This is a genomic window from Pantoea sp. alder81 (assembly GCF_020179835.1).
Lineage (GTDB): Bacteria > Pseudomonadota > Gammaproteobacteria > Enterobacterales > Enterobacteriaceae > Pantoea.
In genome coordinates this window covers 96,808-109,102 of the sequence record NZ_JAIUDA010000004.1, presented here as the reverse complement: position 1 = coordinate 109,102, position 12,295 = coordinate 96,808, and the positions used below count along the sequence as shown (strand labels likewise).

Here is a 12,295-nt window from a genome sequence, read left to right as displayed (position 1 = left end):
ATTATCGGCCCAATTGATTAAATTTATGGCCCAACCTTAAGATTTGCGGCCCGGAATCACTTTATTTGATATCCGCAAAGCCGTGACGATTCGCTCTATCGCGCCAGCTCACACCCACAAACGTCACCACAAACAGCAGGCTATATAGCACCACTATGGTCGGTCCCGGCGCGCTATCGAGGAAGAACGAGGCATAAACGCCGCACAATCCGGTTAATGTGGCAATCACCACCGCCAGCAGCATCACCGTTAAAAACCGCCGCGCCAGCAACAGCGCAATGGCTCCCGGGGCGATCAGCATGGCGATCGACAAAATCACTCCCACCGATTTCAGCGCGGCAACGATGGTTAGCGCAATCAAACACAGCAGCCCGTAATGCATCAAATTTGCATTGATACCGCAGGCGCGCGCCTGTTGTGGGTCAAAGGCATGCAGCAACAAATCGCGCCATTTCACGCTTAGCACCAGCACAACCAGTAGCGCAATGGCGGCGGTTTGCGCGATATCCGCCCAGCCAATACCGAGCATATCGCCGAACAAAATATGATCGAGATGGACTTCCGGTTTTAGCTTGAGATAGAGCACCAGCCCGGCACCGAACATCCCCGAAAACACAATGCCCATCACCGTATCAGGTTTGATGCGGCTGTTCTGGCTGATAAAACCGGTGGCGAGTGCGCACAGCATGCCCGCGATAAAAGCGCCGATCGCAAAGGGAAAACCGATCCACCACGCCAGCACCACGCCGGGAAACACCGCGTGACTCATGGCATCGCCGAGCAGTGACCAGCCTTTTAACACCAAAAATGCGGACAGCATCGCGCAAGGCAGTGACAAAATCAGCGTGATAATCAGCGCCATATTCATAAATTCGAAATCGAAAGGGCTCAGCAATATTTCACTCATTGACGTTGATCTCCTGTGCCAGACGAGCGCGTCGCCGCGCGGCCAGCACGCCATGTTTAGGCGCAAACACAAACGCCAACAGGAACACCAGAGTTTGTGCCACCACGATCACGCCGCCAGTCGCACCATCGAGAAAATAGCTGCTCCACGCGCCGAGGAAACTGGTGATGCTGCCGATAGCCACGGCAATCATCAACAAACGCGGGAAGCGGTCGGTGAGCAGATAAGCGGTGGCACCCGGCGTCACCACCAGACAAATCACCATAAAGGCACCGACGGTTTGCAACGCGGCGACGGTGGAGGCGGCGAGTAGGGTAAAGAACAGAATCTTCAAGCCGGTGGTATTTAGTCCAAGCGAGCGCGCGTGGCTTTCATCAAAGAACGTCACCATCAGATCTTTCCACTTCAGCAGCAGCAACGTCAGCGTCACCACACCGATGGTGCCGAGCTGCCAGATATCGGCGGGTGCCACTGCGAGGATGTTGCCGAGCACAATGGTTTGGATGTTGACCGACGTTGGATTGAGCGACACCAGAAATAATCCGATGCCAAAGAAGGAGGAGAAGATCAATCCGATGATCGCGTCCTCTTTCAGGCGCGTGCGCTGGTTAAGGAACAGCATGCTGCCCGCCGCCAGTCCGCCGGAAAGAAAAGCGCCGAGCGAGAAGGGCAACCCCAGCATGTACGCGCCAGCCACACCCGGCACTATCGAATGTGACAGCGCATCACCAATCAGCGACCAGCCTTTCAGCATCAGAAAGCAGGAAAGAAACGCGCAAATCGCCCCGACCAGCGCGGCGATCCACATCGCATTCAGCATGTATTGATAGCCAAATGGCTCAATAATCCACGACATGATCCGCCCCCGGACGTGCGGCAATCTTTTGCAACAATGCGGCATTGCGCTGTTGTACCTCACCGTCAAAGGTGCGTGCCAGATTGGCGGCGGTGAAGGTGTCGCGCAGTAAGCCGCTCGCCAGCACCGTGTTTTTCACCAGTACGCAGCGGTCGCAGTAATCAGGGATGGTGTTGAGATCGTGCGTGGAGACCAGCATGGTACGGCCCTCATCACGCAACTCCTGCAACAGGGTGATGATCGCCGCTTCAGTTTTGACATCGACGCCGGTAAAGGGCTCATCCAGCAGGATGATTTGCCCACTCTGCGCCAGCGCCCGTGCGAGGAAGACACGTTTTTTCTGCCCGCCTGAGAGTTCGCCAATCTGACGATGGTGGTAATCACTCATCCCGACGCGTGCCAGCGCCTCATCCACGCTGCGTTTATCTTCGGCTCGCGGGATACGCAGCATATTCATGTAGCCGTAGCGGCCCATCATCACGACATCTTCCACCAGCACCGGGAAGCTCCAGTCCACTTCTTCCGACTGCGGCACATAGGAGACGATATTGTGTTTTAGCGCGCGCTTAGCGGGCATCTCCGCCAGCGTGACCAGACCGGTTGAGAGTGGCACAAAACCCATAATGGCCTTAAACAGCGTCGATTTTCCCGAGCCGTTGACGCCCACCAGCGCGGCGATGCTGCCCGCTGGCACGGAGAAAGAGGCCTGACGCAGCGCAGTGTGACCGTTGCGGTAGGTGACGCTAACATCCTGCACGTTTAGGGTCATTTTTGGCTCCCGGCGGTGATGCCTTTTACCACGGTGTCTGTGGTCACTCGAAGGAGGTCAAGGTAGGTCGGAACTGGCCCATCGCTATTGCTGAGAGAGTCAACATACAGCACGCCGCCGTAGTGAATACCCGCTTCACGCGCGACCTGTTGGGCCGGTTTGGCGGAGATGGTGCTTTCGCTAAAGATGGTCGGAATGTTTTGAGTTCTGACCGCATCGATCACTTTGCGCACCTGTTGCGGCGTGCCCTGCTGATCGGCATTGATCGGCCACAGATAAAGTTCTTTCAGACCTAAATCACGCGCCAGATAGGAAAACGCGCCCTCACTGGTCACCAGCCAGCGCTGGTTTTCAGGCAGTTTTTCGATCCCGGCGCGCATCGGTGCCAGAGTCTGCTGGATTTGCGCTTTATAGCGATCCGCATTGGCCTGGTAAACGGCGGCATTGGCGGGATCGTATATTTGCAGTGCTTTGCGGATGTTATCGACGTAAATCAGCGCATTGTCTGGTGACATCCAGGCATGCGGGTTGGGTTTACCGTTGTAAGGGCCTTCGGTGATGCCTAAGGGTTCAATGCCTTCGGTCACCGTGACTTCAGGCACGCCTTTCAGGCGCTGGTAAAAGCGGCTAAACCACTGCTCCAGATTAAAACCGTTTACCAGGATCAGATCGGCGCCCTGCGCGCGACGGATATCGCCTGGGGTAGGTTGGTATTCGTGGATCTCTGCGCCGGGCTTGGTAATGGACGTCACTTCGGCGGCATCACCCGCGACGTTTTTTGCCATGTCTGCGATCACCGTGAAAGTGGTGACCACTTTGAGTTTGTCGGCAGCAAATGCCGTAGTGCTCATCGCGAGCGTAAGCATCACAACCGATACAACGTGCCTGGTCAACATAGTCATCCCCTGAGAAGTATAGCCTGTGCTATACATTATAGTGAATGCTATGAATGTGAAGTGTTTTTGTACACCTTTTGCTGTTTACGACAAAAATTTACGTAAGTTGAAGTTGCAAAGGAGAGCAGTGAAAGTGGCTTATGCGATTTTCGAAATAGCGTAGAACATATTGTTCTTAAGGGCAGGGAGGTATTATTGAGAGCAAGAACACTTCACTGCGAATAATGAAGTGTTCCTGAGAGAGAATTAATCGATCGACAAATTATGAATGGCCAGCGCAGCACGCGCGGCTTCTTTGCCTTTCTTAATAAAGTGTTCGGTATAGAAGTTTTCCAGCACATCGACCGGCTGGAAATTGTGTGGCGTCAGCGAAACGGAGAACACCGGAACATTGGTGGTCAGCTGAACGTTCATCAGGCCATCAACGACTGCTGCCGCAACGAAATCGTGGCGATAGATACCGCCATCCACCACCAGCGCAGCCGCAACGATCGCGTCGTATTTGCCGGTTTCCGCTAAGCGTTTTGCCAGCAGCGGCATTTCAAATGCGCCCGGCACTTCCAGAACTTTTAATTCCGCTTCAACGTTCTGTGCTTCTAATTCTTGCTCAAAACCCACCAAAGCATTGTGCACAATCTCTTTGTGCCAACCGGCTTTAATAAAGGCAATTCTAATATTTTTCATAATGAGTCCAACATCACCTGTAATTTCTTTGCGCTTGAAAAGTAGCAATAATGCCTTTGTATACCATATGTTACGTTTTCGATCCAGAACGTGCACGTAGCGATAAATGCCATGCGATGACGTGACGGCTGTCTTCGGCAATCCGTGCTTGACGGCGACCTGCACCTGCAATACAAATAGACGCGTCGGGGGAGTCTCGCCAAAGAGACTGAGAGGCTAAAAGCGCAATGCGCGGCTTAGCGACCCTTTGAACCTGACCCAGTTGATACTGGCGTAGGAAGACTGACAGCACCGCTCCGGTGTTGTCTGGCGCAGAGGATCGCTCGCGCCCTTTCCCTCCTCCTGTATCTGCGGGTCTCAGTCAACACTGAGAGGCCGATGTGAATTCCCTTTATATCCTGGATAACCTGCTGTGAGTCGCTGGACAGTATTAGGCTGCGGCGTGGCAGGCCTCTGCGTGGCAACGCTGCTGGCTGAACGCGGCGAAGACGTCGACATCATTGGCGACGATTCGCGCCAACCCGCCTCCTGGTTTGCTGGCGGCATGCTCGCACCCTGGTGTGAATCTGAAAGTGCACCGCAGGAAGTGATCACTCTCGGTCAACACGCTGCTGGCTGGTGGCAACAGCGCGTCAGCAGCGTGGCGCATCAGGGAACGCTGGTGGTGGCGCCACCGCGCGACAGCCAGGAACTGACTCGCTTCGCACGCATGACCGAACAGCACCAATGGGTCGATCCCGGTGAGCTTGAACCTCTGCTGGCGGGGCGTTTTGCGCGCGGGCTGTTTTTTGCCGGGGAAGCACATCTCGACCCGCGCCTGGCGCTCACCGAAATGCGCAAAAAGCTGTTACAGCGCGGCGTGCGTTTTGATGCAAAACAACCTTCGGGCCGGGTGATTGATTGCCGTGGCATGCATGCCAAAACCGATCTTCCGCGCCTGCGGGCGGTGCGTGGTGAAATGGTGATTCTGCACAGCGATGAGGTGCAGTTCTCGCGTCCAATTCGCCTGCTGCATCCGCGCTTTCCGTGCTATCTGGTGCCGCGCCGTAACGGCCATTTCATGCTCGGTGCCACCATGGTGGAAAGTGACGATGCCAGCGCCATCAGTGCGCGCGCCATGATGGAGCTGCTCAGCGCGGCTTACGCCATTCATCCTGCCCTTGCTGAAGCCCGCGTGGTGGAAAGCGGCAGCGGTTTACGTCCTGCCTATCCGGCCAACCTGCCGGAAATCCACTATCAAAACGACACCTTTTATCTTAACGGCATGTATCGCCACGGTTTTCTGCTGGCGCCAATGATGGCAGAACAGTTGATGCAGCGCCTTTTCGGGGAACAATCCTATGAACATTCAGCTTAACGGCCGTGCGATCCGCACCGAGGCCTGCACGCTCAGCGAATTGCTGATCGAACAGCAAATTGACGCCGCCTGCGTCGCCAGCGCTTTCAACGGCAACTTTGTGCCCAAAAGTCAGTACAGCAGCCAGCGACTCGAAGAGGGCTGCCAGCTGGAAGTCTTGTCCCCGATGCAGGGAGGTTGAACCATGTTTTACGATTTCGCTCCCCAGTCACGTTTTCTACTCGGCACCGCGGGCTATCCGTCACCGGCCATTCTGCAACAGGCGATTGCCGCCTCCGGCACGGACATCATCACCGTCAGTTTGCGTCGTGAAGGCGCGGCAGGGGCGGCTTTTCGCGAGCTGCTGACCGGTCTGGACATTCGCGTGCTGCCGAATACCGCGGGCTGTCACACGGTGAAAGAGGCGGTGACCACCGCACAAATGGCACGTGAGCTGTTCAACACCTCGTGGATCAAACTGGAAGTGATCGGTCATGCCGACACGCTCCAGCCGGATCCTTTTGCGCTGGTCGAAGCGGCACGCATCCTGTGTGCGGACGGTTTTCAGGTGTTCCCGTACACCACCGAAGATTTGATCGTCGGTGAGAAGCTGCTGGAAGCCGGTTGTGAACTGCTGATGCCGTGGGGCGCACCCATCGGTTCCGGGCAGGGGTTACGCAATATCGAAGGATTGCGCGCGATGCGGGCGTGGTTCAGCGATATCCCGCTGATTATTGATGCCGGTATAGGCGCGCCATCACAGGCCGCGCAGGCGATGGAAATGGGCTTCGATGGCATCCTGCTCAATACTGCCGTGGCGAAAGCGGGCGATCCGGTTGCTATGGCGAACGGTTTCCGTCTGGCGATTGAAGCGGGGCAGGCCGCGCGCAGTGCCGGATTGATGGAGAAGCGCGATATGGCGGCGGCTTCTACACCGATCTTTGGTCTGGCGAGTCTGAGTTAAGGAGCCATCATGGATCGCTATCAACGGCAGATGATGCTGCCGGAAATCGGCACAGCAGGTCAGCAAAAACTGACGGATGCGCGTGTATTAGTGGTAGGGGCGGGCGGATTGGGTGCCACGTTGTTGCCGCAACTGGTTGGCGCAGGCGTCGGTTTTATCCGCCTGTGTGACGACGATGAAGTGGCCTTGCACAACCTTCATCGCCAGACGCTATTTACGATGCAGGACATTGGTCACAGCAAGGCAGCACGGGCGCAACAGGCGCTGTTGCATCGTAATCCCGAGGTGCAGATAGAGGTGGTGCCACGGGCTATCGGCGCCAGCGATCTGCCGCACCTGCTCACGGATATCGATCTGGTGGTCGATGCGGCTGATAACTTCGCGGTGACCTATCAACTTTCCGACGCCTGTCTGGCAGCGCAGCTTCCCTTGATCAGTGCCTCGGTGTTGGGTCGGCAAGGCTACGTCGGTGGCTTCTGCGGCATCGCACCCAGCTATCGGGCGCTGTTTCCACGCTTACCCACTTCAGCAGCCAACTGCAACACCGCGGGCGTAATGGGGCCGGCGGTGGCCACGCTGGGGGCGATGCAGGCACAGATGGCGTTAAGTGTGCTGCTGAACCTGCAGCCTTCGCCACTGGGCAGCGTCATCAACTGTGACTTCATCAACTGGCATTTTCGCGCGTTCCGTTTCGACGGCGCAGAAGAACCGGTGAACACCGTGCCCTTTATCGATGAGCCACTGCTGACAGCGGACGATTGCATTGTCGAATTGCGCGCGGTGGAAGAAGCGCCGGTCAGCGTAGCGAACAACGTCGAACGCATTCTGCCGCAGGTAATAGCCGATTGGCAGCCGCCGCAGGATCGGCGCATCGTGCTGGTGTGTGCCAGTGGAATTCGCGCGGCGCAGGCAGCCTCGGTGCTGACAGAACGAGGGTTTACCCGTCTGGCGATGTTGGCGGCACGACGACCATGACTCCGATCTGTTTTAAGGACATCACCTTTAGCTGGGGCGAGCAGGCGCTGTGCCAGCAACTCAATCTGCAACTGCGCGGCGGTAAAACCACTGTGCTGCTAGGCCGCAGCGGCATTGGGAAAAGCACCTTATTGCGGCTGGTGGCGGGGTTGTTGCAGCCGCAACAGGGCGAAATTAGCGGTTTACCGGGCAAAGTGGCGTGGATGGGGCAACAGGATCTGTTGTATCCCTGGCTGACGGTGTTGGAGAACGTGATGCTTGCGGCGCGGCTCAACGGTGAAAAACCCGATCGCTCGCGCGCAATCTCGCTACTGGAGCAGGTGAAACTGAGTGAGGTGGCGCAAGCCTCACCGGATAAACTCTCCGGCGGGATGCGTCAGCGTGTGGCACTGGCACGTACGCTGTATGCCCAACGCGAAGTGGTGCTGATGGATGAGCCTTTCGCCACGCTGGATGTGATGACTAAACTCAGCCTGCAAACCCTGACCGCCACGCTACTCAAGGGCAAAACAGTGCTGCTGGTTACGCACGATCCGCTGGAAGCCTGCCGTATGGCTGATGATATCGTGCTGTTACACGACCAGCCGTTGACGGTTGAAGCCTGGCCAGTCCCTGTTGGTGACGCCCCTCGATCCCTTGACGATCCCGGCCTGTTACAGGCTCAGGGCGAACTCTTCTCACGACTGAATCAAGATGAAAAAACTGTTTAGCGCGATCTATCTGATCGCAGTGCTGCTGTGCGGCTGGCTGCTGGCGCGGCACCACGGCGTGCCGGACTTTTTATTACCTTCGCCGCTGGCGGTGATGGAAGCATTATGGCTGCATCGCCAACTGTTAGCTCATCACGCGCTGTATACACTGGCAGAGATTGTACTGGCGCTGCTGCTGGGCGTCGGGACGGGCGTCATTCTGGCGGTGCTGATGGCGGGCAGCCAGACTCTGCGCCGCGTGCTGTTTCCGCTGGTGACCGCCAGTCAGGCGATCCCGGTGTTTGCGCTGGCACCGCTGCTGGTGCTGTGGCTGGGTTTTGGCATCGCCTCCAAAGTGGTGGTCGCAGCGTTAATTGTCTTTTTCCCGCTGTGCCTGTCCTTGTTCGATGGCCTGTGCCGCACGCCCTCTGGCTGGCTGGAGCTGGCGGGCACACTGAATCCTTCACGTGCGCGGGTTTTCTGGCACGTGCGCTGGCCGGCTGCGCTACCGCAATTCTTTTCCGGCTTGCAGATGGCGGTGGTGCTGGCTCCGATTGGGGTGGTGATTGGCGAATGGGTGGGTGCCAGCGAAGGGCTGGGCTACCTGATGATGCAATCCAACGCCCGGCTGGAAACCGCCACCAGCTTTGCTGCTTTATTGCTGTTATTGATGCTGGCTCTGCTGCTCTCCGGCGGCGTCACATTGCTGCGTAAAAAATTCCTCTGGCACTCAACATAAGGACGTCCCTTGAACACCCTACGTACCGCGATTACCGCATTGCTGCTGCTGGCGACCATCAGCGCGCACGCCGAACAGAAGGTTCGCCTGCTGCTCGACTGGTTTGTGAACCCCAACCATGCAGCTATTTTTGCCGCGCAGTACAGCGGCGCTTTCAAGAAAGAAGGGCTGGATGTCGAGATGATTGCCCCCGCCGATTCAGCGTCGGTGCCGCTGCTGCTGGCGGCGGGTAAGGCCGATCTGGCGATCAGTTATCAGCCACAGCTTTACACGCTGGTGGAAAAAGACATTCCGGTGATCCGCGTCGGGACGCTGATTGGTCAGCCGCTGAATACGTTGACTACCGTGTCCAGCGATATCCATTCACTTAAAGATTTAGCGGGTAAAACGCTGGGCTATGCGGTGCCAGGATCGGAAGATGTGGCGATCCGTAACATGCTGAAATCGCAGGGTGTGGATATCAATTCGGTGAAATTAATCAGCCTGAACATGGATTCGACTTCAGCGCTGCTGACGCACAAAATCGATGGCGCGATGACCATTTTCCGCAACTACGAGCTGATTGATCTGCAGGATAAGGGCGCGAAACCGGTGGTGTTCAAACCTGAAGATTATGGCGTGCCCGCTTATGATGAGCTGATCATTCTGGCGAACAACAAGAGCGCCGCCCAGGACAAGCGTATACCGGCATTCTTACGCGGCCTGGACGCGGGCGTAGTGTGGCTGCGTGCGCATCCGGAAGAAGCCTGGAAGGCGTTTATTAAGCAGTATCCTGAGCTGAACACCAAACTCAATCATCAGGCATGGGAAGCGACATTGCCGCTGTTTGATGGGCACAGCGCGACCTTTGATAAAGCGCGTTATCAGGCGTTTGGTGAATATATGAAAGCCAACGGGCTGATCAAGGATGTGGCGCCGATGACGCGCTACTCGCTGGAGCAATAATCGTTTGCGGGCTGGTTAATTAGCTGGCCCGCAACACTCTGTGCATCTCTCATCTCTCACCTTGCATGCTTCAACCTGCAGAACGCAGGACGCAACAACTAGCTCATTCGGCATGAGCACTCAATCTTCATCCGCACTCCAGCATCAATTTTCACCAATCACTAATCACCAATCACTCCTCGCCACCAAATCCTCTTGCACCAAATCTTCATTTTGATAATGATATCCATTCTCAATTATCAAGTAATGGATGACCTGATGCGTTTGCCCGTTCTGGCGTTACTGCTTTGCCTCTGCTCCCTGTTCAACTATGCGGCCGCCGCTGAAGATTCAGCCAGCTGGCCTCGCACCATACCCACACCGCAAGGCCCGTTCACCTTACCGCAGCCACCGCAGCGCATTGTCTCTACCAGCGTGACGTTGAGCGGCACCTTACTGGCGATAAACGCGCCGCTGATTGGGTCTGGCGCCACCAGTCGCAACAGCAGTGTGTCCGATGCCCAGGGCTTCTTTACCCAGTGGGGGGAGGTCGCTAAAGCCCGTCACGTTAAGCCACTGTACGTAAGCCAGCCCAACGCGGAAGCGATTGCAGCCGAGGCACCCGATCTGATCGTTATCGCGGCGACCGGCGGAGACTCTGCGCTGAAACTCTACGATCAGCTGAAAACCATCGCGCCCGTGCTGGTGGTTGATTACGGCGATAAGAGCTGGCAGGCACTGACGTTGCAGTTGGGTCACATCACCGGTCACGAAGCGGAGGCGAAACAGGCAATCGCGCAGTTTGACCATCGCGTCGAGACACTGCGCAGCAAAATTACCCTGCCGCCGCAGCCGACATCGGCGATTGTCTATTACGAAGATGGGCGCGGCATGAATGTGTGGACGCCGGCTTCGGCGCAGGGAGAGTTACTGAAAGCGTTGGGCTTCACGCTGGCGGTGCCGCCTGCCAGCCTGCAGGGCAGTACCAGCATGGGCAAACGCAACGACATCATCCAACTCAACGGCGAGACCATGGCGGATGGCGTCACCGGCAATACGCTGCTGCTGTTCGCCGCCGATGAAAAAACGGTGCCGCAAGTGGCGAAGAATCCTTTCCTCGCACATCTACCCGCCGTGCAGCATCACGACATTTTTGCCATGGGTAACGACACCTTCCGCCTCGATTACTACAGTGCCAGCAACATGCTCAGCAGTATCGAACGGCAGTTCGCACCCTAATCGGCAGCAATATATTCAGCAGTATCGAACGGCAGTTCGCACACTAGGCGGCAGCTTGCTCAGCGGCTGGTGGTTCATTATTCATCTGTGCCGAGCGCAAACCGCGTGCGGCCAGCGCGACCAGCAGCAGTAAACCCGCCGCCACGCCGCCGAACCACAGCACACTGTTGAGCGCGGTCAGCACGCGTGCTAGTGCGCCCAACCCCAGCGCACCCAGCGAATCGCCGCTCACGTCCTGCGCGGTGCCCAGGCTGTTGACCCGACCCAGCAGGGCATCCGGCGTGTGGTGCTGAATCAGAATGAACTGCAGCAGAGAAGCGATGGCATTGCTGTAGCCATAAGCCACCAATGCTAGCAATGCCGGGATCAGTTGGCTATACAGCCCCAAAGAAGCGATGCAGCCAAAGGCGGCCAGCGCGCTAATCAACAACACCAGACCAGGCCGTGACAGCTGTCGCACCCAGCCGCTGGTGAATGCGCCGATCATCGCACCCAGCGGCACGGCGGAGTACATTAACCCGAGCGCAGAGGCATCAACCTGCCACGCTTGCGCCAGCGCCGGAAACAGGATGCGCACCGCACCCACCACACTCAGCAGCAAACCGACCAGCACCGCGGCACCTACCACATTATGTCGGCAGACAAATTGAATGCCGCTGGCGAGCGCGCGTAAAGGGTGTTCAGGCTCCTGTTGTTCCGGTTTCATCGCGGGCAGCCGCACCAGCGGGATCAGGGTCGCTAACGTGCCGATGGCCGCCACGGCAAACGCCCAGCCGACACCCGCCGCCACGATGATCATGCCACCCAGCGCCGGAGACAGAATCGCACCCAGTCGCACGGTTAACATGCTTAGCGCACCAGCTTCCGCCAGATGCTCGCGTCCCACAATTAACGGAATCACCGCCATCAGCGCTGTCATGCCCAACGCACCAAAAAATCCATCCCAGAACGCGAGGAAATAGAGCGCCCACAGTGAGGGGACAGGGCTAAATGCGTTCAGGCTCAGCAGCACAAAACCGATGCCGCAGGTGCCGCGTGCAAACAGGATCAGTTTACGGCGATCGAAGCGGTCCGCCAGCACTCCGCCGAGCAGCAGGCCGATAAACATGCCGACACCATCCAGCATCACGGAGACGCCGACCTGTAAGGTCGAGCCGGTCATGGCCTGAATCTGGACCGGTACGCCGACTGCCAGCATGCCCAGCGCAAATACGGATAGCATGCGCGCGCAGAAGATGGCGCGAAACGCGGCGTTGTTTTTCAGCAGGCTGAAATCAAGAAAAATTGAAGGCTTAGCCATAAATATCCATTGTTAAA

Annotated in this window: 14 protein-coding genes and 1 riboswitch; of the genes, 8 read left to right on the top strand and 6 right to left on the bottom strand. The window is 57.1% G+C overall.

Features of this window, described 5'->3' with window-relative positions; translation table 11 throughout:
* Positions 1 to 61 precede the first annotated feature (61 nt).
* From LBW88_RS12790 to LBW88_RS12770, 5 genes are all read right to left on the bottom strand, one after another.
* A complete protein-coding gene (locus tag LBW88_RS12790; protein WP_224932656.1) occupies positions 62 to 907 on the bottom strand; it encodes a metal ABC transporter permease in 846 nt (281 codons plus the stop codon).
* A complete protein-coding gene (gene sitC / locus LBW88_RS12785) occupies positions 900 to 1,763 on the bottom strand; it encodes an iron/manganese ABC transporter permease subunit SitC (RefSeq protein ID WP_224932655.1) in 864 nt (287 codons plus the stop codon). Before sitC ends, LBW88_RS12790 begins: the two co-directional genes overlap by 8 nt.
* Positions 1,747 to 2,532: a manganese/iron ABC transporter ATP-binding protein gene (locus LBW88_RS12780; RefSeq protein WP_224932654.1), complete on the bottom strand. Its 786-nt coding sequence runs from the start codon at positions 2,530 to 2,532 to the stop codon at positions 1,747 to 1,749. The genes sitC and LBW88_RS12780 overlap by 17 nt, the downstream gene beginning before the upstream one ends.
* Positions 2,529 to 3,398: a metal ABC transporter substrate-binding protein gene (locus tag LBW88_RS12775; protein ID WP_414004085.1), complete on the bottom strand. Its 870-nt coding sequence runs from the start codon at positions 3,396 to 3,398 to the stop codon at positions 2,529 to 2,531. The genes LBW88_RS12780 and LBW88_RS12775 overlap by 4 nt, the downstream gene beginning before the upstream one ends.
* 276 nt (positions 3,399 to 3,674) lie before the next feature.
* The gene (locus LBW88_RS12770) at positions 3,675 to 4,112 is read right to left on the bottom strand and encodes a 6,7-dimethyl-8-ribityllumazine synthase (RefSeq protein WP_224932652.1); all 438 of its coding nucleotides are present in this window, start codon (positions 4,110 to 4,112) and stop codon (positions 3,675 to 3,677) included.
* A gap of 177 nt (positions 4,113 to 4,289) precedes the next feature.
* Positions 4,290 to 4,409, top strand: a riboswitch (TPP riboswitch).
* Between the two features lie 115 nt (positions 4,410 to 4,524).
* Here LBW88_RS12770 and LBW88_RS12765 point away from each other — a divergent pair.
* The 8 genes from LBW88_RS12765 (at position 4,525) to fepB (ending at position 10,978) form a co-directional block, all read left to right on the top strand.
* On the top strand, positions 4,525 to 5,469 hold the full coding sequence (locus tag LBW88_RS12765; protein WP_224932651.1) for an FAD-dependent oxidoreductase: 945 nt from the start codon (positions 4,525 to 4,527) through the stop codon (positions 5,467 to 5,469).
* The gene (gene thiS, locus LBW88_RS12760) at positions 5,453 to 5,650 is read left to right on the top strand and encodes a sulfur carrier protein ThiS (RefSeq protein ID WP_224932650.1); all 198 of its coding nucleotides are present in this window, start codon (positions 5,453 to 5,455) and stop codon (positions 5,648 to 5,650) included. The genes LBW88_RS12765 and thiS overlap by 17 nt, the downstream gene beginning before the upstream one ends.
* 3 nt (positions 5,651 to 5,653) lie before the next feature.
* A complete protein-coding gene (locus tag LBW88_RS12755) occupies positions 5,654 to 6,412 on the top strand; it encodes a thiazole synthase (protein ID WP_224932649.1) in 759 nt (252 codons plus the stop codon).
* Positions 6,413 to 6,421: 9 nt separating this feature from the next.
* Complete coding sequence (locus LBW88_RS12750) at positions 6,422 to 7,387, top strand: HesA/MoeB/ThiF family protein (RefSeq protein WP_224932648.1); 966 nt, start codon at positions 6,422 to 6,424, stop codon at positions 7,385 to 7,387.
* Positions 7,384 to 8,097, top strand: a complete 714-nt coding sequence (locus LBW88_RS12745) for an ABC transporter ATP-binding protein (RefSeq protein ID WP_224932647.1) — start codon at positions 7,384 to 7,386, stop codon at positions 8,095 to 8,097. The genes LBW88_RS12750 and LBW88_RS12745 overlap by 4 nt, the downstream gene beginning before the upstream one ends.
* A complete protein-coding gene (locus tag LBW88_RS12740; protein ID WP_224932646.1) occupies positions 8,081 to 8,815 on the top strand; it encodes an ABC transporter permease in 735 nt (244 codons plus the stop codon). Before LBW88_RS12745 ends, LBW88_RS12740 begins: the two co-directional genes overlap by 17 nt.
* 9 nt (positions 8,816 to 8,824) lie before the next feature.
* Positions 8,825 to 9,760, top strand: a complete 936-nt coding sequence (locus tag LBW88_RS12735) for an ABC transporter substrate-binding protein (protein WP_224932645.1) — start codon at positions 8,825 to 8,827, stop codon at positions 9,758 to 9,760.
* A gap of 258 nt (positions 9,761 to 10,018) precedes the next feature.
* On the top strand, positions 10,019 to 10,978 hold the full coding sequence (gene fepB / locus LBW88_RS12730) for a Fe2+-enterobactin ABC transporter substrate-binding protein (RefSeq protein ID WP_224932644.1): 960 nt from the start codon (positions 10,019 to 10,021) through the stop codon (positions 10,976 to 10,978).
* A gap of 43 nt (positions 10,979 to 11,021) precedes the next feature.
* Here the strand turns inward: fepB and entS are convergent, their stop codons facing one another.
* The gene (gene entS / locus LBW88_RS12725) at positions 11,022 to 12,278 is read right to left on the bottom strand and encodes an enterobactin transporter EntS (protein WP_224932643.1); all 1,257 of its coding nucleotides are present in this window, start codon (positions 12,276 to 12,278) and stop codon (positions 11,022 to 11,024) included.
* Positions 12,279 to 12,295 lie beyond the last annotated feature (17 nt).

Coding starts and splice junctions, on each gene's coding strand:
- LBW88_RS12775 (WP_414004085.1), bottom strand. CDS start 3,398: ATGCTTACGCTCGCGATGAGCACTACGGCATTTGCTGCCGACAAACTC.
- LBW88_RS12770 (WP_224932652.1), bottom strand. CDS start 4,112: ATGAAAAATATTAGAATTGCCTTTATTAAAGCCGGTTGGCACAAAGAG.
- thiS (WP_224932650.1), top strand. CDS start 5,453: ATGAACATTCAGCTTAACGGCCGTGCGATCCGCACCGAGGCCTGCACG.
- entS (WP_224932643.1), bottom strand. CDS start 12,278: ATGGCTAAGCCTTCAATTTTTCTTGATTTCAGCCTGCTGAAAAACAAC.
- fepB (WP_224932644.1), top strand. CDS start 10,019: ATGCGTTTGCCCGTTCTGGCGTTACTGCTTTGCCTCTGCTCCCTGTTC.
- LBW88_RS12750 (WP_224932648.1), top strand. CDS start 6,422: ATGGATCGCTATCAACGGCAGATGATGCTGCCGGAAATCGGCACAGCA.
- sitC (WP_224932655.1), bottom strand. CDS start 1,763: ATGTCGTGGATTATTGAGCCATTTGGCTATCAATACATGCTGAATGCG.
- LBW88_RS12780 (WP_224932654.1), bottom strand. CDS start 2,532: ATGACCCTAAACGTGCAGGATGTTAGCGTCACCTACCGCAACGGTCAC.
- LBW88_RS12755 (WP_224932649.1), top strand. CDS start 5,654: ATGTTTTACGATTTCGCTCCCCAGTCACGTTTTCTACTCGGCACCGCG.
- LBW88_RS12790 (WP_224932656.1), bottom strand. CDS start 907: ATGAGTGAAATATTGCTGAGCCCTTTCGATTTCGAATTTATGAATATG.
- LBW88_RS12745 (WP_224932647.1), top strand. CDS start 7,384: ATGACTCCGATCTGTTTTAAGGACATCACCTTTAGCTGGGGCGAGCAG.
- LBW88_RS12740 (WP_224932646.1), top strand. CDS start 8,081: ATGAAAAAACTGTTTAGCGCGATCTATCTGATCGCAGTGCTGCTGTGC.